The organism is Nocardioides sp. F233, from assembly GCF_057813895.1.
This window is the reverse complement of record NZ_JBVASH010000003.1, coordinates 839,206-863,146: the sequence shown is the minus strand read 5'-3', so window position 1 is coordinate 863,146 and position 23,941 is coordinate 839,206. Positions and strand designations below refer to the sequence as shown.

The window sequence follows — 23,941 nt, the reverse complement described above, 5'->3', positions numbered from 1 at the left end:
CCGGGCAACTCCGGGTCGTCCGAGGGCTTGAGGAGAGAATCCGTTGGCTGGTGGTGGGAACGCGATCCGCGGTAGTCGCGTCGGTGCGGGTCCGATGGGCGAGGCCGAGCGCGGCGAGGCCGCGCCTCGTCAGGCGGTCACGTACTTCTGTGCGAACGACCACCGTTCGGTGATCACCTTCTCCGTCGAGGCGTCCGTCCCGGACTCCTGGGACTGCCCGAAGTGCGGCCTTCCTGCTGGTCTCGACTCGGAGAACGCCCCGCCGGCGCCAAAGATCGAGCCGTACAAGACGCACCTGGCGTACGTGAAGGAGCGTCGCTCCGACAAGGAGGCCGAAGTCATCCTCGACGAGGCCATCCAGCTGCTCCGGTCGCGCCGCAAGTCCGGCGAGATCATCTTCTGACGCTTCACGACAGCGGCCCCGGTGCCCGGCCTCCTGCGGGAGAGCCGGGCACCGGGGCCGCTGGCGTCGTGGGGTGCTCCTACAGCTGGCTCGCGGCGTCGCGGTCGAGGAACCAGATCGTCTCGGCCGTGCCGGTGACGCCCCGGGCCGGTGTCTCGGCGACGGAGCCCTCGTCGGCGAGCGCCCGGCGTACGGCGTCGGCCTTGGCCTCGCCGCTCACCAGGAACCACACCGACTGCGACCGGTTGAGGGCCTCGAAGGTGAGGCTGACCCGCTCGGGCGGCGGCTTGGGGGAGTCGTGCACGGCGACGGTGATCGCGGCGGTGGCCTCGAGGCCGGCATGGCCCGGGAACAGCGAGGCCACGTGGCCGTCGGGGCCGACGCCGAGCATCAGGACGTCGAAGTCGCCGCTGCCCCGCGTGCGGAAGGCGTCGGCGTACGCCGTCGCGGACTCCTCGACCGAGCCGACCTCCGAGGACGCCGGCGCGGTGTGCACCCGGTGGGCGCCGACCTCGTCGAGGAACGCGGTCCGGGCCTGGTTGACGTTGCGGTCGGGAGAGTCGGCGGGCACGAAGCGCTCGTCGCCGAACCAGAGCACGACGGCCCCCCAGTCGACCCCGGAGGCCGGCGCCAGGCGGGCGATCTCGCGGTGCACGGCGTCGGCGATGGTGCCGCCGGTGAGCCCGACGTTCGGGACGTGGCCGGCTGCCTGGGCGTCGGCGACCCGGTTCAGCAGCTCGCCCGCCACGGCGGTCGCGAGGGTCTCGGCGTCGTGGTGGACCTCGACGAGGGGCGGCGGGGTCTCGGTCATCGTGCGCGGTGCTCCCGGTAGTAGTCGATCATCGCCCGGGTGGATGCGTCCTGCTCGGCCAGCACGGCGGCATCGCCCGCAAGGCCCGGCGCGATCTGAAGCGCGAGCTGCTTGCCGAGCTCGACGCCCCACTGGTCGAAGCTGTCGATGCCCCACACGGCGCCCTGGGTGAAGGTGATGTGCTCGTAGAGCGCGATCAGCTGGCCGAGCACCGACGGGGTCAGCGTGGGCGCCATGATCGCGGTGGTGGGCCGGTTGCCGGAGAAGACACGGGCCGGCACGATCCCCTCAGGCGTACCCTCTGCGCGAACCTCGTCGGCGGTCTTGCCGAACGCCAGCGCCTTCGTCTGCGCGAGGAAGTTGGCGAGCAGCAGCTCGTGCACGTCGGTGTCGCCGTCGCTCAGCGGGTACGCCGGCGAGGCGAACCCGATGAAGTCGGCAGGGATCAGCCGCGTGCCCTGGTGGATGAGCTGGTAGAACGCGTGCTGCCCGTTGGTGCCGGGCTCGCCCCAGAACACCTCGCCGGTGTCGGTGGTGACGGGGGAGCCGTCCCAGCGCACGCTCTTGCCGTTGGACTCCATGGTGAGCTGCTGGAGGTACGCCGGGAACCGGTGCAGCAGCTGCGAGTACGGCAGCACCGCATGGGACTGGGCGCCGAGGAAGTTGGTGTACCAGATGTTCAGCAGGCCCATCAGGACCGGCACGTTCTGCTCGACCGGCGCGGACAGGAAGTGGTTGTCGATGGCACGGAAGCCGCCGAGGAACTCCTCGAACCGCTCGGGCCCGATCGCGACGGCGAGCGACGTGCCGATCGCGGAGTCGACGGAGTAGCGGCCGCCGACCCAGTCCCAGAACCCGAACGCGTTGGCCGGGTCGATGCCGAAGGCCGCGACCTTGTCGAGTGCCGTGGAGACCGCGACGAAGTGGCGGGACACCGCCTCGTCGCCGGCGCCCAGGCCGTCGAGCAGCCAGGCCCGGCACAGGCGGGCGTTCGTGAGTGTCTCGAGGGTCCCGAAGGTCTTGCTGGACACGATGAACAGGGTCGTGGCCGGGTCCAGACCCGCCAGCTCCTGTGCGGCATCGGTGGGGTCGATGTTGCTGATGAACCGGCACTCGAGACCCGCCTGCACGTACGGCTTGAGCGCCTCGTAGGCCATCACCGGACCGAGGTCGGAGCCGCCGATGCCGATGTTCACCACCGTGCGGATCGGCTCGCCGGTGAAGCCGCGCCAGGTGCCGGAGCGGACGTCGTCCGCGAAGGCGTAGACCCGACGCAGCACCGCCTGCACCTGCTCCACGACGTCGGCGCCGCCGACCTCGAGGTCGGAGCCGGCCGCACGCCGCAGCGCGGTGTGGAGCACGGCGCGGTCCTCGGTGACGTTGATGTGCTCGCCGCGGAACATCGCGTCGCGCTGGGCAGGGAGCTCGACCTCGGCGGCCAGCGCCTGCAGCGCCGTCCAGATCTCCGGGGTGACCAGGTTCTTGGACAGGTCGACGCGCAGGTCGCCGGCCTGCACGGTGGATCGCGCGACCCACTCGGGGTCGGCGAGCATCCGGCGCAGGTCGGGCTGGAAGCCCGAGGCCAGGTCGGCGAGCCGCCGCCAGGCCTCGGTCGCGGTCGGGTCGACGGGAGCCGCGGCCACGGAGGTCAGGCTCCGGCCTCGCCCGACGTCGCCGCCATCTGCGCCTCGACGGTGGCCACCAGCTCGGTCCAGGAGACCTTGAACTTGTCGACGCCCTCGGTCTCGAGCACCTGGAACACGTCGTCGAGGTCGACGCCGGCGGCGGCCAGGTTGTCGAAGACCGCCTGGGCGTCGGCGCCCCTGCCGGTGACCTGGTCGCCGGTGACGTCGCCGTGGTCGGCGAACGCCTGCAGCGTCTTCTCCGGCATCGTGTTGACCGTGTCGGCCACGACGAGGTCGGTGACGTAGAGGGTGTCGGGGTACGCCGGGTTCTTCACACCGGTCGAGGCCCACAGCGGCCGCTGCGGGTGGGCGCCGGCCGTGGCGAGTGCCTGCCAGCGCGGGGAGGCGATGACCTCCTCGAAGGCGGCGTAGGCGAGCCGCGCGTTGGCCACGGCGGCCTGGCCACGGAGCGCGAGCGCCTCGTCGGTGCCGATCTTGTCGAGGCGTGCATCGATCTCGGTGTCGACCCGCGACACGAAGAAGGAGGCGACCGACTGGATCGTGCCGAGGTCGATGCCCGCGGCCCGCGCCTGCTCGAGGCCGGCGAGGTAGGCGTCCATGACGGCGCGGTAGCGGTCCACGGAGAAGATCAGGGTCACGTTGACGCTGATTCCGGCCGCGATGGTCGCCGTGATCGCCGGCAGGCCCTCGACGGTGGCGGGGATCTTGATCAACGCGTTCGGGCGGTCGACCGACGCCCACAGCCTCCGCGCCGACGCGATGGTGGCGTCGGTGTCGTTGGCGAGGGTCGGCTCCACCTCGATGGAGACCCGACCGTCGGCCGGGTGGCCGGCCGCCACGGGGGCGAGCACGTCGCAGGCGTTGCGGACGTCGTCGGTGGTGAGCGCGAAGATCACCTGGTCGACGCCGAGGCCGCCCGCGACGAGCTGACGCACCTGGGCGTCGTACCGCTCACCGTTGGCGATCGCGCCGGCGAAGATGGTCGGGTTGGTCGTGACGCCGACGACCGAGCGCTCGCGGACGAGGTCGGCGAGGTTGCCGGTCTCGATCCGCTCGCGCGACAGGTCGTCGAGCCAGATGGACACCCCCGCGTCAGCGAGGGCCTTCAGTCGATCAGTCATGAGTTCCTCCTTCTGCGGTGGGTGCTGGTGCTCAGTCGCGGGCAGCCGCGGCGATGCTCTCGTGCGCTGCCTGGACGACTGCTTCGGGCGTGAACCCGAACTCGCGGAACAGGGTTCCGGCGTCCGCACTCGCACCGTAGTGGTCGATGCTGACGATCCGGCCCTTGTCGCCGACGTACTCGCGCCAGCCCTGCTTGATGCCGGCCTCGACCGAGACCCGCGCCTTGACGGTCGGCGGGATGACACTGTCGCGGTAGGCCTGGGTCTGCGCCTCGAACCACTCGAGGCAGGGCATCGAGACCACGCGGGCGTTGATGCCCTCGGCGGCGAGGTTGGCGCGGGCGGCGACGGCGTACTGCACCTCGGAGCCGGTCGCCAGCAGGACGACGTCGGGCTGGCCACCCTCGGCCTCGAGCAGGACGTAGCCGCCCTTGGCCACGTCGTCGGTGGTCGCGTAGCCCTCGGTGCCGCGCGGGAACGTCGGGACGTTCTGACGGCTGAGGATCAGGCCGGCCGGGCGGTCGTTGTTGCGCAGAACCTGCAGCCAGGCGGCGGCGGTCTCGTTGGCGTCGGCCGGGCGGACGACGTCGAGGCCGGGGATCGCGCGCAGGGCGGCGAGGTGCTCGATCGGCTGGTGGGTCGGGCCGTCCTCGCCGAGGCCGATCGAGTCGTGCGTCCAGACGTGGACGACCGGCGCGCCCATGAGGGCACCGACGCGGACCGCGCCGCGCATGTAGTCGGAGAACGTGAGGAAGGTGCCGCCGAAGACGCGGGTGCCGCCGTGGACGGCGATGCCGTTCATGATCGAGCCCATGGCGTGCTCGCGGATGCCGAAGTGGAGCACGCGGCCCTGGTAGGGGTCAGCCGGCCACTCCTCGACGCCGCGGTCGGGCGGCAGGAACGACTTCGCGTCCTTGATGGTCGTGTTGTTGGAGCCGGCGAGGTCGGCGGAGCCGCCCCACAGCTCGGGCATGGCGCCAGCGATGGCGTTGATGACCTTGCCGGACGCGGCGCGGGTGGCGACGCCCTTGGCGTCGGCCTCGAAGACCGGAAGGGTCCCCTCGATGCCGTCGGGCAGGCGGCGGTCCTTCATCCGGTGCAGCAGCGCCGCCTGCTCCGGGTTCGCCTCGGCCCAGGCGTCGCGCTCGGTCGACCACTTGGTCTGCCACGACTTGCCGCGCTCGACCAGGCCGCGGGTGTGGGCCAGCACGTCGGCGGGCACCTCGAAGGTCCGGTCCGGGTCGAAGCCCAGCACCTTCTTGGTCGCGGCCACCTCGTCGGCGCCCAGCGCGGAGCCGTGGGCGGCCTCGGTGTTCTGCGCGTTGGGGGCGGGCCAGGCGATGACCGTCTTGAGGACGATCAGCGACGGCTTGTCGGTGACCTCGTCGGCGACCTTGAGCGCGGCGTGCAGCGCCGGCACGTCCTCCTCGTAGTGGGCGACGTCGGAGTGGTCGTTGCCGGTCCAGTCGACGGTCTGGACGTGCCAGCCGTAGGCCTCGTAGCGCTTGGCGACGTCCTCGTTGAACGCGATGTGGGTGTCGCCCTCGATGGAGATCCGGTTGGCGTCGTAGATGACCGTGAGGTTGCCGAGCTCCTGGGTGCCGGCGATCGAGGACGCCTCGCTGCTCACGCCCTCCTCCAGGTCGCCGTCGGAGGCGAGCACGTAGACGTGGTGGTCGAAGAGCGACGGACCGTCGCCGGCGTTCGGGTCGAGCAGGCCCTTCTCGCGGCGGGCCGCCATCGCCATGCCGACCGCGTTGGCGACGCCCTGGCCGAGCGGGCCGGTGGTGACCTCGACACCGGCGGTGTGGCCGTACTCCGGGTGACCGGGGGTCTTGCTGCCCCAGGTGCGCAGCGCCTCGAGGTCGCCGAGCTCGAGGCCGAAGCCGCCGAGGAACAGCTGGGTGTAGAGCGTGATCGAGGAGTGGCCGCAGGACAGGACGAACCGGTCGCGGGCGATCCAGGCCGGGTCGGCCGGGTCGTGCCGCATGACCTTCTGGAACAGCAGGTAGGCGGCGGGCGCCAGGCTCATCGCCGTCCCCGGGTGGCCGTTGCCGACCTTCTGCACGGCGTCCATCGCGAGGACGCGGGCGGTGTCAACAGCCTTGCGGTCGAGGTCGGTCCACTCGAGCTCCGGGATCATGGCTCCGAGCCTACCGAGCGGCGTGGCGAGCACGACACCGGCTCGGTGCCCGACCCGGGACCCGGTCGGGCTACACTCGGACCGCTTTCCGTCTCTGCTTGCAAGGCCCCCGAGGAACATTGCCGTGACCTACGTCGACCCGACCAGCCCCGAGCTGCTGTCCGGTGACGAGGGACCGCAGAAGGCGACCTTCCGCGACGTCGTGATGGCGTACGTCGGCCTGACCAAGCCGCGCGTCATCGAGCTGCTGCTCCTGACGACCGTGCCGGTCATGTTCTTCGCCGCGCGCGGCGTGCCCGCGCTGGGGCTCGTCGTGGCGACCGTCATCGGCGGGACGCTCTCGGCCGGGTCCGCCTCGGTCTTCAACTGCGTCTACGACCGCGACATCGACGAGCAGATGCGTCGTACGCGTCGCCGGGCGCTGCCGCGCCACATCGTCTCGCCGGGCGCCGCGCTGGTCTTCGGCGTGGTCCTCGGCGTGCTCTCGACGGTGGTCCTGTGGGCGTGGGTCAACCCGCTCTCGGCGATCCTGTCGGTCAGCGCCAACGCGTTCTACGTGTTCGTCTACACGATGCTGCTGAAGCGTCGTACGACCCAGAACATCGTCTGGGGCGGCATCGCCGGCTGCTTCCCGGCCCTCATCGGCTGGACCGCGGTCACCGGCGAGCTGTCCTGGGTGCCCGTCGTGCTCTTCCTCGTGGTGTTCTTCTGGACGCCCCCGCACACGTGGGCGCTCGCGCTGCGCTACCGCGAGGACTACGCCCAGGTCGACGTCCCGATGCTGCCGGTCGTGAAGTCGGCGCGCGTCGTCGCCTTCCAGATCGTCGTCTACTCGTGGGTGATGGTCGCGACCTCGCTGGCGCTGTGGCCGGTGGCCTCGACCGGACCGGTCTACCCGATCGCGGCGGGTCTGCTCGGCGGTGTCTTCCTGGTCCAGGCGCACGGCCTGCTCCGCCGGGCGAAGACCTCCGACGAGCTGAGCGTGCTCCAGCCGATGCGGCTGTTCCACTCGTCGAACCTGTACCTCTCGCTGCTGTTCGTCGCTGTCGCGATCGATCCGCTGCTCCACTGAGCTCGGCGCCTGCATGGATCCCCGGATGTCCGGGGATCCACGCGCTGGTCAGTGGTTGCAACGCCCGACAAGCGCATGAGCTGCGTCGCGCTGTCGGCCGAGGGCCGCCCGCGGGTGGAACGTGTTGCGATTGGGCAGAGACTGCACGTGGGCGGGGCGATTTGTTGCGGTTTGGGACCAAACCGCAACGCCGGGGGCCCGCTGACCGGAACGACCCAGCCGTGCCCGAGTCCCGGGATCAGCCGCGCGGGTGGGTGGTGACGACCACGCGGGCGAGGCCGGCGGCGACGACCGCGGCGCCGAGCATGTGCAGCCCGACGAGGACCTCGGGCAGGTCGGTGAAGAACTGGACGTACCCGAGCAGGCCCTGGGCGAGCTCGACGCCGAGGAGCACCCCGGCGAAGGTGGCCAGCCGGGTGTCAGCGTGCCGGCGAGCAGCAACCAGGAGTGCAACGGTCAGGGCGACGAGGAGCCAGACCGAGAAGCCGTGGATGTGGGAGAGGATCTCGGGGTCGAGTCCGGTACGCCGCGACTTGAGGTCGCCCGAGTGCGGACCCGAGCCTGTCACGACGGTGCCGAGCCAGAGGGCGAGTGCACCGGAGGCGAGCGTGAGCCAGGCGAGCCGTGTGGCCGGCGGTGAGGCGGCGGTGCGGGTCGGGCCGCTGAGGACGTCGAGGAACCACACGCAGGCGCCGACGATCACCATCGACACCAGGAGGTGGAACGAGACGATCCACGGGTTGAGGTCGGTGCGCACGGTGATGCCGCCGACCACTGCCTGCGCCGGGATGCCGAGGAAGATCGCGAGCGACCACCACAGCGGGGTGAGGTAGCGCTCGCGTACGGCGACGACGATCGCAGCGATCAAGAGTGCCGCGGCCAGGATGCCGAGCACGAAGGTCAGCATCCGGTTGCCGAACTCGATGGCGCCGTGGATCCCGAGCGCACTGTGCGGCACGTACGACGACTCGGTGCACTGCGGCCACGTCGGGCACCCGAGTCCGGAGCCGGTGAGGCGCACCGCGCCGCCCGTGACGACGATGCCGATGTTGGCGACCAGGTTCGCCCAGGTCAGGGGAACGAGCCAGCGGCGGATCACAGAGTCACTCCCACTTGAAGGTTCGGGCGGTCAGGGCGGAGCCGAGGACGGTCCAGGCGGCCAGCACCACGAGGTCGCGTACGGCGACCGCACCGTCGCACGCGGACCGGACCGCCTCGCCGAGCGCCCCCGAGGGCAGCCAGCGCACGACGTCGCCGAGGCCGCCGTACAGCGACGCGGGCAGGATCACGGCGCCGCCGGCGAGCAGCAGCAGGTAGACGAGGTTCGCGGCGGCGAGGGTGGCCTCGGCGCGCAGCGATCCGGCGAGGAGCATCCCGAGCGAGGCGAAGGCGGCGGTCCCGAGGAGCGCCGCGACCACGAGCAGCAGCACGCCGCCGACGCCCGACGGACCGGACCAGCCCAGGGCGAGCCCCACGCCGCCGATGACGACGAACTGGAAGACCTCGACGAGCAGCAGCGCGAGCACCTTGCCGCCGAGCAGCGTGGCGCGGGACAGGGGAGCGGTGCCGAGGCGCTTGAGGACGCCGTAGCGCCGCTCGAACCCGGTGGCGATCGCGAGCGAGGTGAACGCGGTCGACATCACCGCGAGCGCCAGCACGCCGGGCGTCAGCACGTCGATCGGGCGGCCGTCGAGGTCGAAGCCGACCCGCTCGACGCCGCGGACCGAGCCGATCAGCACGATCACCGGGATCACGACGGCCAGCAGCAGCTGCTCGCCGTTGCGCAGCATCAGCCGCGCCTCCATGCCGGCCTGCGTCACGAGCTGGCGTACGACGGGAGCGGCGCCGGGCGCGGGCGCGAACGTGTTCCCAGGCGTGTTCACAGCGACTCCCGGCCGGTCAGCTCGAGGAAGACGTCCTCGAGGTTGCGCTGCCCCAGCGACAGCGACTCGGGCAGCACGTCGTGGGCCGCGCACCACGCGGCCACGGTGGCGAGGGTGCTGCTGTCGGCGGGTCCCGACAGCTGCAGGCTGAGCGGGTCGAGGACAGTCAGCTCGGTCCCGTCGCCCAGCGCGCGGACCAGCTCCTCGGGTGCCCCGGGGGGGAACGGCTGGGTGACGACGATCCGGATCGTGGCAACGGTGCCGCCACGGGTCAGCTCGAGCGGCGTGCCGCTGGCGACCAGGCGACCGCGGTCCAGGATGTGCACCCGGTCGGCCAGCCGCTCGGCCTCCTCGAGGTAGTGCGTGGTCAGCACGACGGTCACGCCGTCGGCGCGCAGGTCCTCGAGCAGCTCCCACACCGCCCGCCGGATCTGGGGGTCCATGCCGGCGGTCGGCTCGTCGACGAACACCAGCTCCGGGCGCCCGATCAGCGCCAGGGCCAGGCCGAGACGCTGCTGCTGGCCACCCGAGAGCCGCCGGTACGGCGTGCGCCCGCACTCGTGCAGCGCGAGCCGCTCCATCAGCAGCCCGACGTCCTGCGGCTGGGCGTGCAGCCGGGCGAAGTGCCGCAGCATCTCCTCGGCCCGGGCGCCGCTCCAGGCGCCGCCGGACTGCAGCATGACGCCGATCCGCGGCAGCAGCTCGGACCGCTGGCGCACGGGGTCCAGGCCGAGCACCCGCACGGTGCCGCCCTGGGCGCGACGGTAGCCCTCGCAGGTCTCGAGGGTGGTGGTCTTCCCGGCCCCGTTGGGACCGAGGACAGCGGTGATGGTGCCGCGCTCGACGGTGAGCGACAGGCCGTCGACGGCGACCGTGTCGCCGTACCTCATCACCAGTCCGTCGACCTCGACAGCAAGGTCAGCAGCGTGAGGCACGGCGACAGTCTAGGAACGACCGTTCAGAGCCCGTCGGGCAGGGCCAGCGGGGCGAGATCGGCGAACACGTCACCCGGACCGGGGTTGCCCGCAGCGCTCGCACCACCGAAGTGACGCACGACACCCCAGACCGCGTTCAGCGCCGTCGTGACCGCGCCCTCGGCCCAGCCGGCGGTCCACGAGATGTCGTCGCCGGCGAGGAAGATCCCGCGCCGGTGAGCGGGCAGGTCGTCCTGCACGAAGTGGGAGAACAGCCGCCGCTGATAGCGGTAGTGGCCGGGCAGGTTGGCCTTGAACGCACCCATGAAGTTGGGGTCGGACTCCCACGACACGGTGATCGGGTCGCCCACGATGTGCGAGGCGATGTCGACGCCCGGGTAGATCTTGCGCAGCGAGTGCAGCTGCAGCCGGACCCGCTCCTCGACCGGCAGCGCCAGCCACTTCAGCGCGTCGTCGTTCCACGTGTAGGACAGGCAGATCGAGGCGGCGCCGTCGTCCTCGAGGAGGTACGTCGCCCGGTTCAGCCGGTCGGTGAGCGTCATGCTCATCACGTCGCGGCCGGTCTGCGGGTCGACGTCCTTCCAGAACGGCCGGTCGACGCGTACGAAGGTCTTCGACGACTGCATGTAGTGGGTGCGCTCCATCGCCATCCACAGGTCGGGGGAGAAGAGCGACTCGTCGACGTCGATCCGTGCGGACAGCAGCCAGACCTGGCAGGTGACCACGACGGCGTCGTACGAGCGGGTGCTGCCCCAGCGGTCGGTGATCTCGAACCGGTCGCCCTCCCCGCGCGCGATCCGGGCCACGCCGGGCAGCGGAGAGCCGCCGTGCAGGCTCTCCAGCGAGGTGCCCACCGGCCAGTGCGCGCACTCCGGGGCGTCGTGCCACAGGCCGACGGGCAACTGCTGCGCGCCGCCGTGGATCATCTGGTGGTCCTCGTCGGCGTTGGTGAAGATCACCCGGAGGATCTCGAGCATCGAGTTCGGGAAGTCGGTGTCCCAGCCGCCGGTGCCGAAGCCGACCTGCCCGAACACCTCACGGTGCCGGAAGCTGCGTGAGCCGAACGCCTTGCTGTTGGCCAGGAAGCCGGAGAAGGTCTCCTCGTCGAGGGCCAGGACCAGCTGGTTCCACAGCTCCTTGAGCCGGGGCACGTCGCGCTCGGCGACCGCCCGCTGCATGTCGGCGAAGCCGACCTCGCCGAGCGCCTCGTGCCAGGCGTCGGCGACGTCCTTGAGGAAGGCCGGCAGGTCGTCGTACCCGCGGGCGTAGAAGGACTCGCCGCCCAGCTCGACCACGGTGCTCGGGGTCGCCTCGGACAGCGGGTTCGGGAACGGCGAGGTGCGCAGCCCCAGGTGGTCGATGTAGTGGAACAGCGCCCGCGAGGAGAGCGGGAAGCGCATCCCGCCGAGCTCGGCGATCGGGCCGTGCGCGCCGCCGAACGGCTGGGAGCGCAGGCGCCCGCCGATCTGCTCGGCCTCGTAGACGACCGGCTTCAGGCCCAGGCGCATCAGCTCGTAGGCGGTGACCATGCCGGAGAGGCCGCCGCCGATGATCGCCACCTCGCGGCCGTGCTGCTCGGTCGGCACCGAGCCGAGGCCGTCGGGGTGGGCCAGGTGCTCGTCGTACCCGAACGGGAAGTCGGGGCCGAGCATCGTCACCGGCGCGGGGACGGTGTGGGCCGGATCGGGCGTGGTCTGTCCGGTCGTCATCGGATCAGGCCTCCGTAGACCTCGGGCCGGCGGTCGGCCAGGTGGGTGTTGGCGCGGCGCGCGTCGTCGAGCGCGGCAGAGGTGAGGGTGCCGACCACGAGGCCGGGCCGGTCGTCGGCGCGGGCCAGGTCGACGCCGTCGGGGCCGACCACGCAGCTCAGGCCGGTGTAGGTCAGGTCGTGCTCGGAGCCGGCGCGGTTCGCGTAGGCGACGGCCATCTGGTTCTCGAACGCGCGGGCCGGGACGATCAGCGTGCTCACGGCGTCGTACGGCGCCATCAGGGCGGTCGGGCAGGCCAGCAGGTCGGCACCGGCGAGGGCGACCATCCGCACCTGCTCGGGGAACTCGACGTCGTAGCAGACCAGCAGGCCGACCCGGTACCCGTCGACCTCGCCGACGGCGGGCGTCCCGTCGCCGGGCACGTAGGCACCGGCCTCGTCGGGTCCGTAGAGGTGTGCCTTGCGGTGCCGGGCGAGCACGGCGCCGTCGCGGTCGACCAGCTCGGCGGCGATGTGGACCTGCTCGCCGTCCCTCTCGGGCCAGCTCCACGCGATCGCCAGCCCGTGCGTCGCGGCGATCCGGGCGACGGCCCGAGCCATCGGGCCGCCCGCGGGCTCGGCCAGGTCAGCGGCCTGCGGCGCGATGTCGTAGCCGGTCAGGGTCAGCTCGGGGCACACGAGCAGCCGTGCTCCCCGGCCGGCCGCATCGGCGGCAGCGGTGTCGAGCGCGGCGAGGGCGGCCGGTACGTCGAGCAGCGGCCCGTCGGGCTGCCAGGCGGCGACGACCAGGGCGTCGGCACGGGAGGTGTCGGTCACGCGGACAAGACTAGGAACGCAGCGGCACAAGATCGAGGGGTGCGCGTTGCTCGTTGGCGGTGATCCGTTGCGTCGATCTGGAAATGTGTGGCGATGTGTTGCGCCATCGACCGGAGAATCAGTCGGGAAGGCTGCCCTGCTCGCGCCGGACCAGCGGCGAGAGCACCAGCTCGCTCCTCGTCCGGGCGACGAACGGCTCGCCGGCGATCCGCTCGACGACCTGCTCGAAGTGCCGGATGTCGGAGGCGTGGATGTGCAGGATCGCGTCCGCCTCGCCGGTCACCGTCGAGGCGGAGACCACTTCCGGCAGCCGGTCGACGGCCGCGAGGATCTCGCCCGGCGTCGTCGAGCCCTGGCAGTAGATCGACACGTAGCCCTCGGTCGACCAGCCGACCACCGCCGGGTCGACCCGCACCGTGAACCCGGTGATCGCGCCCGACGCGACCAGCCGGTCCACCCGCCGCTTGACCGCGGGCGCCGACAGCCCGACCCGGTGCCCGATCTGCGCGAACGTGGCGCGGCCGTCCTCGAGGAGGGCGCCGACGATCAGGCGGTCGAGCTGGTCGAGCTGCATGCGGGTCATTGTGGCCGAAGCCGTGCCGTCTACGCTGACCGCCGTGAATCCCTGGCTGTACGGCGTCGCGCTGGTCCTCGCCGGCGCCCTCGCCGTCCTCCTCGTGGTCGACCTGGTCCGCGACCGGGCCGCGCAGGACTCCCACTTCATCGGGCTGGCCGTCATCGAGGTCGTGATGCTCGTCCAGCTGGTCGGGGGAGTCGTGGCGCTGGCCCGCACCGACCGCGACATCGAGGGCGCGGTCTTCGTCAGCTACCTGGTCACCAACCTCCTGGTGCCCGTCGTCGCCGCCTTCTTCGCGCTCGCCGAGCGCTCCCGGGTCGGTACGACGATCCTGCTGCTCGGCGTCGCGACCGTCGCCGGCCTCGAGGTCCGGCTGTGGGACGTGTGGGGTGGTCCGGGTGCCTGACCGGTCCGCGCAGCCGAGCCACCCGCTCGCCCAGGGCTGGGGCCGCGCCCTGGTGTTCGTCTACGGCCTGTTCGCCGTCGCTGCCACCGGCCGCTCCGCGGTCCAGCTCGGCCTGGAGCCCGACAAGGCACCCCTGGCGTACTCCCTCTCGCTCGTCGCTGCCGTGCTCTACCTGGTCGCGACGACCTGCCTGCTCCTCGGTGGCAGCACCGGCTGGCGGGTGGCCGGCATCGCGGTGACCATCGAGCTGCTCGGGGTGCTCTCGGTCGGCACGCTCAGTTACCTCGCCACCGACCTGTTCCCGGACAAGACCGTGTGGTCGCACTTCGGCCAGGGCTACGGCTTCCTGCCGCTCGTCCTCCCGTTCGCGGGCCTCGCGTGGCTGCGGCACACCAGCCCCCGGGCGGAGCAGCCAGCCGCCTGACGACCGGGTAAGGCGACCCTTGCTTGAACCGCCGGAAGCATTAACGGCACACTGGCGTTGTGGAATTCGTGACCGAGACTGACCAGCCGACGCGTCAGCGCGTCGCGCGGTCGATCCTGGTCAACGGTCCGTCCACCGCAGCGGCGCTCGCCGAGCGCCTGGAGCTGACCCCCGCAGCGGTGCGTCGCCACCTCGACCAGCTGCTCGCCGAGGGCGCCGTCGACGCGCGCGACCCGCGTCCGGTGGGCTCGCGCGGCCGAGGTCGCCCGGCCAAGGTGTTCGCGCTGACCGAGCACGGCCGCGACGCCTTCGACCAGCAGTACGACGACCTGGCGACCGAGGCCATGCGCTTCCTGGCCGAGACGGGCGGCGACGACGCCGTCCGGGCATTCGCCGACCGGCGGGCGTCGTTCATCGAGAAGAAGTTCCCGGTGGTCGCCGCCGCCAACCCGGGCGCCTCGCCCGCGCAGGTCCTGGCGCTGGTGTTCTCCGACGAGGGGTACGCCGCCGCCGTACGTCAGCTGCCGGTCGTGGGGGAGCAGCTGTGCCAGCAGCACTGCCCGGTCTCCCACGTCGCCCACGAGTTCCCCCAGCTGTGCGAGGCCGAGACCGAGGCCATCGGCCGCGTCCTCGGCACCCACGTCCAGCGCCTGGCCACCATCGCCCACGGCGACGGGGTGTGCACGACGTGCATCCCCGATGCAGGCATCAACAAGAAGGAGCAGGTCTCATGACGTCGATCGAAGAGCTGAACCCCGAGCTCAAGGGGATCGGACGCTACGACTTCGGCTGGTCCGACAAGAACGACGTCGGCGCCAACGCCAAGCGCGGCCTCAACGAGGACGTCGTCCGCGACATCTCCTCGAAGAAGAGCGAGCCGGCGTGGATGCTCGACCTGCGCCTCAAGGGCCTGAAGCTCTTCGGCCGCAAGCCGATGCCGACGTGGGGCTCGGACCTCTCGGCGATCGACTTCGACAACATCAAGTACTTCGTGCGGTCCAGCGAGAAGCAGGCCGCGACCTGGGACGACCTTCCCGAGGACATCAAGAACACCTACGACAAGCTCGGCATCCCGGAGGCGGAGAAGCAGCGCCTCGTCTCCGGTGTCGCCGCGCAGTACGAGTCCGAGGTCGTCTACCACTCGATCCGCGAGGACCTCGAGGCCCAGGGCGTGCTCTTCCTCGACACCGACACGGCCCTGCGCGAGCAGCCGGAGCTCTTCAAGGAGTACTTCGGCACGGTCATCCCGGTCGGCGACAACAAGTTCGCGGCGCTCAACACCGCGGTGTGGTCGGGTGGCTCGTTCATCTACGTCCCCAAGGGTGTCCACGTCGACATCCCGCTGCAGGCCTACTTCCGGATCAACACCGAGAACATGGGCCAGTTCGAGCGGACGCTGATCATCGTCGACGAGGACGCCTACGTGCACTACGTCGAGGGCTGCACCGCGCCGATCTACTCCTCCGACTCGCTGCACTCCGCGGTCGTCGAGATCATCGTCAAGAAGGGCGGCCGCTGCCGCTACACGACCATCCAGAACTGGTCGAACAACGTCTACAACCTCGTCACCAAGCGCGCGGTCTGCGAGGCCGGCGCGACGATGGAGTGGGTCGACGGCAACATCGGCTCCAAGGTCACCATGAAGTACCCGGCCGTCTACCTGATGGGCGAGCACGCCAAGGGCGAGACCCTGTCGATCGCCTTCGCGGGCGAGGGGCAGCACCAGGACGCCGGCGCCAAGATGGTCCACGCCGCGCCGAACACGTCCTCCTCGATCCTGTCGAAGTCGGTCGCGCGCGGTGGCGGGCGTACGTCGTACCGCGGGCTGATCCAGATCAACGAGGGTGCCCACGGCTCGAAGTCCAACGTGCTGTGCGACGCGCTGCTGGTCGACCAGATCAGCCGCTCCGACACCTACCCCTACGTCGACATCCGTGAGGACGACGTGTCGATGGGCCACGAGGCCTCGGTCTCGAAGGTCTCCGACGACCAGCTGTTCTACCTCATGTCACGCGGCATGGAGCAGGACGAGGCGATGGCGATGATCGTGCGCGGCTTCGTGGAGCCCATCGCCAAGGAGCTCCCGATGGAGTACGCCCTCGAGCTGAACCGACTGATCGAACTGCAGATGGAAGGTGCCGTCGGCTGATGACCGCCGAAGTTCTTGAAGGTGCTCTCGAGAAGATCGAGAGCCACCTCCACCCCGAAGGATCCTTCGACGTCGACGCCCACGAGGTGCCGACCGGTCGCGAGGAGATCTGGCGGTTCACGCCCCTCAAGCGGCTGCGTGGCATCCACGCGGACGCGCCGCTCGCCGGCACGTCGTTCGAGGCGTCCTTCGACGCTCCCGACAACGTCCGCGCAGACCGGCACGAGGACGACTCCCTCAAGGGCGTCTCCGGCCTGGTCCCCTGGGACCGGATCTCGGCCCGCGCGCTGGCCGAGGCGAAGTCGAGCCTCGCCGTCACGATCCCGGCCGAGGCCGTGCTCGAGCGCCCGGTCTTCGTGACCATCAAGGGCACCGGCACCGACGAGGCGACCGCTGCGCACCTGGTCATCCGGGCCGAGCGGTTCAGCAAGGCGACCGTCGTGCTGCGCTTCGAGGGCTCGATGACCCTCGCCGACAACGTCGAGATCGTGGTCGAGGACGGCGCCCAGCTGGCCGTCGTGTCGATCGACGACTGGGCCGACGACGCCGTCCACGTCGGGCACCGTCACATCCGGGTGGGTCGCGACGCGCAGTTCAAGCACGTCGACATCACCTTCGGCGGCGACGTGGTCCGCCACGACACCACCGCCGACTACTCGGGCCCGGGTGGCGCGGTCGAGATGCTCGGCCTGTACTTCGCCGACGCCGGCCAGCACATCGAGCACCGGCTCTTCGTCGACCACACCGCCCCGAAGACCAAGTCCCACGTGGTCTACAAGGGCGCGCTGCAGGGCGAGAAGGCGCACACCGTGTGGATCGGCAACGTGCTGATCCGCAAGGTCGCCGAGGGCATCGAGACCTACGAGGAGAACCGCAACCTCGTCCTCACCGACGGCTGCCAGGCCGACTCGGTCCCCAACCTGGAGATCGAGACCGGCGAGATCGAGGGCGCGGGCCACGCGTCCGCGACCGCCCGGTTCGACGACGAGCAGCTGTTCTACCTCCGCTCGCGCGGCATCTCCGAGAAGGAGGCGCAGCGCCTGGTCGTGCACGGCTTCTTCAACGACCTGATCCGTCAGATCGGCGTCCCGGAGCTCGAGGAGAGCCTCGCCGCGACGGTGGAGGCGGAGCTCGCCAAGAACGTCCACGCAGGTGTGCTGTGAGCTTCGAACGCGTCGCCTCGCTGAGCGACGTCCCCACCGACGAGGCACTCGCGGTCACCGTCGACCGGTACGACGTCGCGATCGCCCGCGACGGCGACGAGGTCTTCGCGCTGCAGGACCTGTGCTCGCACGCTGCCGTGCAGCTGAGCGAGGGCGAGGTCGTCGACTGCACCGTCGAGTGCTGGCTGCACGGGTCGACCTTCGACCTGCGCACCGGCAAGCCCACCACCTTCCCGGCGACCGAGCCCGTCGCCACCTTCCCTGTCGAAGTGCGTGACGGCGAGATCTACGTCGACGTCACCACGACCCTGAATGGAGTCACCCCCGCATGAGCACCCTCGAGATCAAGAACCTGCAGGTGTCGGTCGACACCGAGGACGGCGCCAAGGAGATCCTCAAGGGCGTCACGCTGACCATCAAGGACGGCGAGACCCACGCGATCATGGGCCCCAACGGCTCGGGCAAGTCGACCACGGCGTACTCCATCGCGGGTCACCCGAAGTACACGATCACCGGCGGCGAGGTCCTCCTCGACGGCGAGAACGTGCTCGAGATGAGTGTCGACGAGCGCGCCCGCGCCGGTCTGTTCCTCGCGATGCAGTACCCCGTCGAGGTCCCCGGCGTCTCGATGTCGAACTTCCTGCGCACCGCCAAGACCGCGCTCGACGGCGAGGCTCCCAAGCTGCGCACCTGGGTCAAGGACGTCAACGGCGCCCTCGACCGGATGAAGCTCGACACCGCGTTCTCCAGCCGTTCGGTCAACGAGGGCTTCTCCGGCGGCGAGAAGAAGCGCGCCGAGATCGCCCAGCTCGACCTGCTCGACCCGAAGTTCGCGATCCTCGACGAGATCGACTCCGGCCTCGACATCGACGCGCTCAAGGTCGTCTCCGACGGCATCAACGACTACGCCGCCCGCGAGGGCAAGGGCCTGCTGCTGATCACGCACTACACGCGGATCCTGCGCTACGTGAAGCCCGACGTCGTCCACGTGTTCGTCGACGGCCGGATCGCCGAGTCGGGCGGCCCGGAGCTCGCCGACGAGCTCGAGGCCAGCGGCTACGAGAAGTACGTCGGTACCCAGGCAGCCGGGGTCTGACCATGACCCTGGAGGGGCTCCTCCCGGAGCTGGCGGTCATCCGCAAGGACTTCCCGATCCTCGAGCGCACGCTCGCGGGCGGGCTGCCGCTGGTCTACCTCGACAGCGCCAACACGTCGCAGAAGCCGCAGGTGGTCATCGACACGATGGTCGACCACCTGGAGCGCCACAACGCCAACATCGCGCGCGCCATGCACCAGCTCGGTGCGGAGTCGACCGAGGCGTTCGAGGCCGCGCGCGACAAGGTGGCGGCGTTCATCGGCGCGCCCGACCGCGACGAGGTGATCTTCACCAAGAACGCCTCCGAGGCGCTCAACCTGGTCGCCAACACCCTGGTCTGGGCGGGTCCGCGGCAGGTCGGTGCGGGCGACGAGGTGGTCATCACCGAGATGGAGCACCACTCCAACATCGTGCCGTGGCAGCTGCTCACCCAGCGCACCGGTGCGACGCTGCGCTGGTTCGGGCTCACCGACGACGGGCAGCTCGACCTGTCGAACGTCGACGAGCTGATCAACGAGCGCACCAAGGCCGTCTCGCTGACCTGGGTGTCCAACATGCTCGGCACGATCAACCCGATCGCCGAGATCACCCGTCGTGCGCACGCCGTGGGCGCGATCGTCGTCGTCGACGCGTCGCAGGCCGCGCCGCAGCTGCGGATCGACCTGGCAGCGATGCCGGTCGAGGAGCGCCCCGACCTGGTCGCCTTCACCGGCCACAAGGTCGTCGGTCCGACCGGCATCGGCGTGCTCTGGGGCTCGCGGGCGGTGCTCGACGCGCTGCCGCCGTTCCTCGGTGGCGGCGAGATGATCGAGACCGTGCGGATGGAGGGCTCGACGTACGCCGGCATCCCGCACAAGTTCGAGGCCGGCACCCCGCCGATCGTCGAGGCGATCGGCCTCGGCGCGGCGGTGGACTACCTCGGCCACATCGGGCTCGACGCGATCCACGCCCACGAGAAGGCGATCACCGGCTACGCCCTCGAGGGCCTGCAGTCGGTGAAGGGCCTGACCGTGCTCGGCCCGCTCGACGCTGCTCTGCGCGGCGGCGCGATCTCCTTCGAGCTCGACGGCGTGCACCCGCACGACATCGCGCAGGTGCTCGACAGCCGCGGCGTCGCCGTGCGCGCCGGGCACCACTGCGCGAAGCCGGCCCACGCCCGCTTCGGTGTGCAGGCCTCGACGCGGATGTCGTCGTACCTCTACACCGAGCCGCGGGAGATCGACGCCCTCGTCGAGGCGCTGGAATACACCCGTTCCTACTTCAAGTTGGACTGAGGATGACCGCTCAGGATCTGGATGCTCTCTACCAGGAGATCATCCTCGACCACTACAAGAAGCCCCACGGCAAGGGGCTGCGCGAGCACGCCGACCACACGGCCGAGGTGCACCACGTCAACCCGACCTGTGGCGACGAGGTGACCCTGCGGGTCCACGTGGCCGGCGGAGTCGTCGACGACGTGTCGTACGACGCGCTCGGCTGTTCGATCTCGCAGGCCTCCGCGTCCGTGCTCTACGACCTCGTGGTCGGCAAGAGCGTCGACGAGGCGATGGCGATCCACCAGGAGTTCCTCACCCTGATGCAGGGCAAGGGCACGGTGGAGCCCGACGAGGACGTCCTCGAGGACGGGATCGCGTTCGCCGGTGTGGCGAAGTTCCCGGCCCGGGTGAAGTGCGCGCTGCTGTCGTGGATGGCGTGGAAGGACGCGACGGCCCAGGTCGTCGCCGAATCAGACGGAGACAAGTGATGACCCAGTCGATCGACAACAGCGACCTGCCCGAGGTCCCCGAGGCCGGCGGGAGCACGAACGCGTCCTCCAACGTCGCGCTCGCCGACATCGAGGAGGCGATGCGGGACGTCGTCGACCCCGAGCTCGGCATCAACGTCGTCGACCTCGGCCTGGTCTACGGCATCCACGTCGACGAGGGCACCAACGTCGTGCTCGACATGACGCTGACGTCCGCGGCCTGCCCGCTGACCGACGTCATCACCGACCAGACCAACTCCGCGCTGGAGGGTCTGGTCAACGACGTCGCCATCAACTGGGTCTGGATGCCGCCGTGGGGTCCCGACAAGATCACCCCCGACGGCCGCGAGCAGCTGCGCGCCCTCGGCTTCAACGTCTGAGGCCAGCCGGGCGCGAGGAACGAGCGCACGGCGTCGGCCGAAGAGGTCGAGGGACCGTGCGGCCGAGCTTGCGAGGCCGGAACCGGTCGTCTCGAGACCTGAGCCGAACCCGAGTCAGGAGCAGCGGCCCCGTCCGTAGCGCCAGACGAACGCCGCGACGATCCGCCCCTCGGGGCCGCGTCCGGTGAGCGTCACCCGGTACGTGCCGTGGTACGCCGGCCGGCGTACCCGGTAGCCGTGCTCGTCGACGCGACGCACCCGCTCACTGCCCCGGCACGCCCGGCTCGGAGAGCGGGTGCTCTCGTAGTGTGCCCGCCAGCGCCAGCCGGCCCCGGCGAAGGACAGCCGGAGCGTGCCGTCGTGCCGAAGCGTCGGGGTCGGTCGGCGGTGGCGTCCGCAGGTGCTCGACCCGATGTCGCCCTGCTCGGTGACCACGTCCGGGAAGGTCCAGCAGTACTCCTGCACCGCGGGATCGACCGTACGGACCGTGGTGCCGACGGTCAGGCTCGGGAGTCCGTCGTCCGGCGCGCCTGCCGATGCCGCTGGGACGCCCGCCAGGGCGGCCAGGACGGCGAGCACGAGCACGAGCGTGCCGCGGGGGAGCGGGAGCATGCTGCGACGCTAGGTTCCTCCGTCGTCCGGCGCGGTCGATCGCCGAGGAATTTACGAAACGGCGCCGAACCGCTGGTCGGTGTAGCGGCGCAGATTCCTCAGGAACCAGCGGAAGGACAGGTTCGAGACCAGCCCGCTGACCGGCATGAAGTACGTGCCGGGGCCGGTGACGTCGAGCGCCAGGGTCCAGGTGAGCCGACAGCCCTGCGGGGTCGGCTCGACGTCGTACCTCTCCGCGAACGCACGGATCGACTTCTCCGAGGCCTCGTTGAACCGGAAGCCCATCCGCCGGCCGGGCTCCCACAGCAGGAACTCCTCGGCGCCCTTCAGGCCGCCGAGCATCGACACGACGCGGGTGCTGCCGACGCCGGGTGGCAGCGGCGAGGTCCACTCGACGTGCCGGATCACCTTGGCCCAGTGCGGCCACGCGTCGGCGTCGGCGAAGACCTCGAAGAGCTGGTCCGGCGTGATCGCGAGGTCGACGCTGTTGGCGTAGCGGTGGGGTGCGGTGTCGACGTAGTCGATCCCGACCCGCTCGCAGGGGTGCATGGTGGGCGGCTGCGACATGGGGAGAAGTAGAACACGTTCTCATTGCTCGCGACGACTAGTGTCTCGCTGTGCCCGAGGTCCTCGTCCCGTCCGCCCGCTGGCCGCGCTGGCTGGAGAACTTCGCGTCCTCGCACGGCGGCACGGTGCTCGCGGTCGTCGACGGCGGACTGCACGGCTCGGCCCCGGACGGGTCCACCTTCACCGCCCGGCTGCCCTTCTCCCGTCCGTACGACGGCCAGCCCGACCACCTGGCCGACCACGCCGTCGCACCGCCTGCCTGGGGCGTGCTCCTCGTCCGCAAGGGCGGCTTCGCCGTCGCGCGGGTCGAGGCCGGCGTGGTCGTCGCGAGCAAGGTGGGGCAGCGGCACGTCCAGGGGCGGACCAAGGCGGGCGGCCAGTCCCAGCAGCGGTTCGCCCGGCGACGCGCCAACCAGGCCCGGGTCGCCTACGAGGCGGCTGCCGACCATGCCGTCACGGTGCTGGGCGGCGTGAGCGAGGTGGTCGCCGGGGGAGACCGGGGTGCGGTGGACGAGGTGCTCGCCGACCCGCGACTGCGGTCCGTCGGCGTGGTGGGGCCGTGGCTCGCCGTACCGGATCCACGGCGGGCGGTGCTCGATCAGGCGTTGCGGGACGCGCAGGCGCTGGTGGTGAGCGTGGAGAACGCAGGCCCGCGCTGAGCCGGATCGGCGTCGTTGCGGGCGGGTCGTGGAGATGTAGGGTCGTCTCACCAAAGACGAATACGCAGTGAGGAATGGTGCGTCGCTCTCGGGCATGTCGACGCCCTACCCTGCCGTCGCCTGCTCCCTGCTGCACTCGATCGACGCCTCGCCTCCGGGCGAGCGTCGGCGGCCGCCGTGCAGGAAGGTGTTTCCGTGGGGAGCTCGTCGACCGGACCCCGTTTACGCTGGCGCTCGACGCCGGCCGTCATCCTCGTCGTCATCGCCCTCACGCTCGGGATCGGTGCGGTCGCGAACGACCTCCGGCCCGCGGCCGCGGCGCGCAAGGTGGCGCGGCCGACGATCAGCCTCCCGATCCGTGAGGGGGCCAGGCTCGTCTTCACGGGCCGGGTTCGGTCGCGTGCTGTCGCCCGGCTGCAGGTGCGCAACGGGAAGCGCTGGACGAACGCCGGCCGCCAGCGCGCCTCGAAGAGCGGGCAGTACGTCGTCTCGACCGTGCTGCCGACCGCGGACCGCAGGTACCGGGTGGTGGCGGACCGGCGCGCGAGCGTCGTGCGCACCTTCGCGCCGCCGCCCGTCGTGCTGGCGCCCGACGAGGGCCTGGCCGACGTGGCGCCACCGGCCGTCGTACCGCAGCCCGGCGCGCCGCACGACCCCGAGATCCAGGAGCCTGTCCCTCCGGTCGATCCTCCGGCCGCAGAGGACCGGCCCAAGGATCCGGCACAGGAGCCGTCGGAGGAGCCGCCTCCGACCGGACAACCTTTCCCGGAGGATCCTCCGGGAAAGGAACCGCCGTCGGTCGAGGAGCCCGACGAGGGGCTGCCTCCGAAGGAGCCGCCGACGGACGACTGCGGCGTGCGGCCGCAGAAGTCCGAGGGTGGCTTGTGGTCCTGCAGCTTCGTCGACGAGTTCGGCGGCACCAGCCTGGACGGCTCGAAGTGGATGCCGCAGACGACCTGGCTCAGCGGCATGATCGGCGGCGAGATGGGCTGCTACGTCAACACGCCGAAGACGATCAGCGTCCGGGACGGCTTGCTGCACCTCACCTCGCACCGCAACCTGCCGGAGTTCACCTGCGTCAGCCCCTACGGCAGCTTCCAGTCCCGGGCGACCGTCGCCACCGTCGCGAGCAAGACGCGGTTCACCCAGGTCTACGGGCGCTTCGAGGCCAGGATGCGGGTGCCGGCGGAGCGGACCATCCCGGGCTCGCACGCCGCCTTCTGGCTGTACCCGGACCAGCACACGTACGGCGTGTGGCCCGATTCCGGCGAGATCGACGTGGCCGAGTGGTTCAGCGCCCGGCCCGCCAACGTCTACCCGTCCGTGCACTACGGCGGCGAGGTGCCGCTCGCCAGCTCGGGCGCCAACTGCCCGGTGCCCACGTCCAGCAGTGCGTTCCACACGTACGCCGTGGAGTGGACGCCCACCGTGATGCGCTTCTACTACGACGACAACCTCTGCTTCAGCCATCGCTGGACGCCGACGAACGTGACGCCCCCGAAGCCCTTCGACCAGCCGTTCTACCTGGTGCTCACGCAAGTCTGGGGCGCGGCATGGAACTCGCCCGTCGCCACGATGCCGAACAGCTCGACGTTGGTCGTGGACTGGGTGCGTGCCTGGCAGTGA

General features: G+C 70.9%; 26 protein-coding genes. 14 read left to right on the top strand and 12 right to left on the bottom strand.

The genetic code is table 11. The features are described 5' to 3' along the window. The first annotated feature begins 43 nt into the window (after positions 1-43). Positions 44-403, top strand: coding sequence for an RNA polymerase-binding protein RbpA (locus ACZYRU_RS15560; RefSeq protein ID WP_141007576.1), 360 nt, complete (start codon positions 44-46; stop codon positions 401-403). Between the two features lie 79 nt (positions 404-482). On the opposite strand, the gene pgl is transcribed toward ACZYRU_RS15560, so the two are convergent. The 4 genes from pgl to tkt are packed head-to-tail and all read right to left on the bottom strand — an operon-like array spanning position 483 to position 6,124. Continuing rightward, positions 483-1,214, bottom strand: coding sequence for a 6-phosphogluconolactonase (gene pgl / locus ACZYRU_RS15555; protein ID WP_488957997.1), 732 nt, complete (start codon positions 1,212-1,214; stop codon positions 483-485). Next, positions 1,211-2,857 carry a glucose-6-phosphate isomerase gene (pgi, locus tag ACZYRU_RS15550; RefSeq protein ID WP_488957996.1) on the bottom strand — a complete coding sequence of 549 codons (1,647 nt, stop codon included), beginning with the start codon at positions 2,855-2,857 and terminating at the stop codon, positions 1,211-1,213. Before pgi ends, pgl begins: the two co-directional genes overlap by 4 nt. 5 nt (positions 2,858-2,862) lie before the next feature. Continuing rightward, positions 2,863-3,981: a transaldolase gene (gene tal / locus ACZYRU_RS15545; protein WP_488957995.1), complete on the bottom strand. Its 1,119-nt coding sequence runs from the start codon at positions 3,979-3,981 to the stop codon at positions 2,863-2,865. 31 nt (positions 3,982-4,012) lie between these two features. Next, entirely contained in the window at positions 4,013-6,124 is a 2,112-nt protein-coding gene (gene tkt / locus ACZYRU_RS15540; RefSeq protein ID WP_488957994.1) for a transketolase, read from the bottom strand. Positions 6,125-6,242: 118 nt separating this feature from the next. Between tkt and ACZYRU_RS15535 the strand changes: the two genes are divergently transcribed. After that, positions 6,243-7,196 (top strand): heme o synthase, encoded by a 954-nt coding sequence (locus ACZYRU_RS15535; protein ID WP_488958086.1) that lies wholly within the window; start codon positions 6,243-6,245, stop codon positions 7,194-7,196. A 238-nt stretch (positions 7,197-7,434) separates the two neighbouring features. Here ACZYRU_RS15535 and ACZYRU_RS15530 read toward each other — a convergent pair whose 3' ends face one another. The 6 genes from ACZYRU_RS15530 to ACZYRU_RS15505 form a co-directional block, all read right to left on the bottom strand. Next, the gene (locus ACZYRU_RS15530; protein WP_488957993.1) at positions 7,435-8,295 is read right to left on the bottom strand and encodes a COX15/CtaA family protein; all 861 of its coding nucleotides are present in this window, start codon (positions 8,293-8,295) and stop codon (positions 7,435-7,437) included. 4 nt (positions 8,296-8,299) lie between these two features. Continuing rightward, positions 8,300-9,079, bottom strand: a complete 780-nt coding sequence (locus tag ACZYRU_RS15525; protein ID WP_488957992.1) for an ABC transporter permease — start codon at positions 9,077-9,079, stop codon at positions 8,300-8,302. Next, positions 9,076-10,014 carry an ABC transporter ATP-binding protein gene (locus tag ACZYRU_RS15520; protein ID WP_488957991.1) on the bottom strand — a complete coding sequence of 313 codons (939 nt, stop codon included), beginning with the start codon at positions 10,012-10,014 and terminating at the stop codon, positions 9,076-9,078. The genes ACZYRU_RS15525 and ACZYRU_RS15520 overlap by 4 nt, the downstream gene beginning before the upstream one ends. Before the next feature lie 23 nt (positions 10,015-10,037). Then, positions 10,038-11,723, bottom strand: coding sequence for a flavin monoamine oxidase family protein (locus tag ACZYRU_RS15515; protein ID WP_488957990.1), 1,686 nt, complete (start codon positions 11,721-11,723; stop codon positions 10,038-10,040). Then, positions 11,720-12,538 (bottom strand): carbon-nitrogen hydrolase family protein, encoded by an 819-nt coding sequence (locus ACZYRU_RS15510; protein WP_488957989.1) that lies wholly within the window; start codon positions 12,536-12,538, stop codon positions 11,720-11,722. The genes ACZYRU_RS15515 and ACZYRU_RS15510 overlap by 4 nt, the downstream gene beginning before the upstream one ends. A gap of 118 nt (positions 12,539-12,656) precedes the next feature. Continuing rightward, positions 12,657-13,112, bottom strand: a complete 456-nt coding sequence (locus ACZYRU_RS15505; protein WP_488957988.1) for an Lrp/AsnC family transcriptional regulator — start codon at positions 13,110-13,112, stop codon at positions 12,657-12,659. A 43-nt stretch (positions 13,113-13,155) separates the two neighbouring features. Here ACZYRU_RS15505 and ACZYRU_RS15500 point away from each other — a divergent pair, with 43 nt between their 5' ends. The 10 genes from ACZYRU_RS15500 to ACZYRU_RS15455 all read left to right on the top strand — a co-directional run bounded on the left by ACZYRU_RS15500 (position 13,156) and on the right by ACZYRU_RS15455 (position 20,477). Then, the gene (locus ACZYRU_RS15500) at positions 13,156-13,521 is read left to right on the top strand and encodes a hypothetical protein (protein ID WP_488957987.1); all 366 of its coding nucleotides are present in this window, start codon (positions 13,156-13,158) and stop codon (positions 13,519-13,521) included. Then, entirely contained in the window at positions 13,514-13,945 is a 432-nt protein-coding gene (locus ACZYRU_RS15495) for a hypothetical protein (RefSeq protein ID WP_488957986.1), read from the top strand. Before ACZYRU_RS15500 ends, ACZYRU_RS15495 begins: the two co-directional genes overlap by 8 nt. A gap of 68 nt (positions 13,946-14,013) precedes the next feature. Then, positions 14,014-14,679 (top strand): helix-turn-helix transcriptional regulator, encoded by a 666-nt coding sequence (locus ACZYRU_RS15490; protein ID WP_488957985.1) that lies wholly within the window; start codon positions 14,014-14,016, stop codon positions 14,677-14,679. Then, a complete protein-coding gene (sufB, locus tag ACZYRU_RS15485; RefSeq protein ID WP_488957984.1) occupies positions 14,676-16,094 on the top strand; it encodes a Fe-S cluster assembly protein SufB in 1,419 nt (472 codons plus the stop codon). The genes ACZYRU_RS15490 and sufB overlap by 4 nt, the downstream gene beginning before the upstream one ends. Further along, the gene (gene sufD / locus ACZYRU_RS15480; protein WP_488957983.1) at positions 16,094-17,257 is read left to right on the top strand and encodes a Fe-S cluster assembly protein SufD; all 1,164 of its coding nucleotides are present in this window, start codon (positions 16,094-16,096) and stop codon (positions 17,255-17,257) included. Before sufB ends, sufD begins: the two co-directional genes overlap by 1 nt. Continuing rightward, positions 17,254-17,589 (top strand): non-heme iron oxygenase ferredoxin subunit, encoded by a 336-nt coding sequence (locus ACZYRU_RS15475; RefSeq protein ID WP_488957982.1) that lies wholly within the window; start codon positions 17,254-17,256, stop codon positions 17,587-17,589. Before sufD ends, ACZYRU_RS15475 begins: the two co-directional genes overlap by 4 nt. Further along, positions 17,586-18,353 (top strand): Fe-S cluster assembly ATPase SufC, encoded by a 768-nt coding sequence (sufC, locus tag ACZYRU_RS15470; protein WP_179726233.1) that lies wholly within the window; start codon positions 17,586-17,588, stop codon positions 18,351-18,353. The genes ACZYRU_RS15475 and sufC overlap by 4 nt, the downstream gene beginning before the upstream one ends. A 2-nt stretch (positions 18,354-18,355) precedes the next feature. Next, a complete protein-coding gene (locus ACZYRU_RS15465; protein WP_488957981.1) occupies positions 18,356-19,627 on the top strand; it encodes a cysteine desulfurase in 1,272 nt (423 codons plus the stop codon). Between the two features lie 2 nt (positions 19,628-19,629). Then, positions 19,630-20,097: a Fe-S cluster assembly sulfur transfer protein SufU gene (sufU, locus tag ACZYRU_RS15460; protein WP_488957980.1), complete on the top strand. Its 468-nt coding sequence runs from the start codon at positions 19,630-19,632 to the stop codon at positions 20,095-20,097. Beyond that, entirely contained in the window at positions 20,097-20,477 is a 381-nt protein-coding gene (locus ACZYRU_RS15455; RefSeq protein ID WP_488957979.1) for a metal-sulfur cluster assembly factor, read from the top strand. The genes sufU and ACZYRU_RS15455 overlap by 1 nt, the downstream gene beginning before the upstream one ends. Positions 20,478-20,591: 114 nt before the next feature. On the opposite strand, the gene ACZYRU_RS15450 is transcribed toward ACZYRU_RS15455, so the two are convergent. Then, positions 20,592-21,089 (bottom strand): hypothetical protein, encoded by a 498-nt coding sequence (locus ACZYRU_RS15450; RefSeq protein ID WP_488957978.1) that lies wholly within the window; start codon positions 21,087-21,089, stop codon positions 20,592-20,594. Between the two features lie 51 nt (positions 21,090-21,140). Beyond that, positions 21,141-21,656 (bottom strand): SRPBCC family protein, encoded by a 516-nt coding sequence (locus ACZYRU_RS15445; RefSeq protein ID WP_488957977.1) that lies wholly within the window; start codon positions 21,654-21,656, stop codon positions 21,141-21,143. A 50-nt stretch (positions 21,657-21,706) separates the two neighbouring features. Between ACZYRU_RS15445 and ACZYRU_RS15440 the strand changes: the two genes are divergently transcribed. Together ACZYRU_RS15440 and ACZYRU_RS15435 are read left to right on the top strand one after the other, a co-directional pair. Then, a complete protein-coding gene (locus ACZYRU_RS15440; protein ID WP_488957976.1) occupies positions 21,707-22,315 on the top strand; it encodes an acVLRF1 family peptidyl-tRNA hydrolase in 609 nt (202 codons plus the stop codon). A gap of 195 nt (positions 22,316-22,510) precedes the next feature. Next, complete coding sequence (locus ACZYRU_RS15435) at positions 22,511-23,941, top strand: glycoside hydrolase family 16 protein (RefSeq protein ID WP_488957975.1); 1,431 nt, start codon at positions 22,511-22,513, stop codon at positions 23,939-23,941.

Coding starts and splice junctions, on each gene's coding strand:
- pgl (WP_488957997.1), bottom strand. CDS start 1,214: ATGACCGAGACCCCGCCGCCCCTCGTCGAGGTCCACCACGACGCCGAG.
- tal (WP_488957995.1), bottom strand. CDS start 3,981: ATGACTGATCGACTGAAGGCCCTCGCTGACGCGGGGGTGTCCATCTGG.
- tkt (WP_488957994.1), bottom strand. CDS start 6,124: ATGATCCCGGAGCTCGAGTGGACCGACCTCGACCGCAAGGCTGTTGAC.
- ACZYRU_RS15515 (WP_488957990.1), bottom strand. CDS start 11,723: ATGACGACCGGACAGACCACGCCCGATCCGGCCCACACCGTCCCCGCG.
- ACZYRU_RS15505 (WP_488957988.1), bottom strand. CDS start 13,112: ATGCAGCTCGACCAGCTCGACCGCCTGATCGTCGGCGCCCTCCTCGAG.
- sufB (WP_488957984.1), top strand. CDS start 14,676: ATGACGTCGATCGAAGAGCTGAACCCCGAGCTCAAGGGGATCGGACGC.
- sufD (WP_488957983.1), top strand. CDS start 16,094: ATGACCGCCGAAGTTCTTGAAGGTGCTCTCGAGAAGATCGAGAGCCAC.
- sufC (WP_179726233.1), top strand. CDS start 17,586: ATGAGCACCCTCGAGATCAAGAACCTGCAGGTGTCGGTCGACACCGAG.
- ACZYRU_RS15465 (WP_488957981.1), top strand. CDS start 18,356: ATGACCCTGGAGGGGCTCCTCCCGGAGCTGGCGGTCATCCGCAAGGAC.
- sufU (WP_488957980.1), top strand. CDS start 19,630: ATGACCGCTCAGGATCTGGATGCTCTCTACCAGGAGATCATCCTCGAC.
- ACZYRU_RS15455 (WP_488957979.1), top strand. CDS start 20,097: ATGACCCAGTCGATCGACAACAGCGACCTGCCCGAGGTCCCCGAGGCC.
- ACZYRU_RS15450 (WP_488957978.1), bottom strand. CDS start 21,089: ATGCTCCCGCTCCCCCGCGGCACGCTCGTGCTCGTGCTCGCCGTCCTG.
- ACZYRU_RS15445 (WP_488957977.1), bottom strand. CDS start 21,656: ATGTCGCAGCCGCCCACCATGCACCCCTGCGAGCGGGTCGGGATCGAC.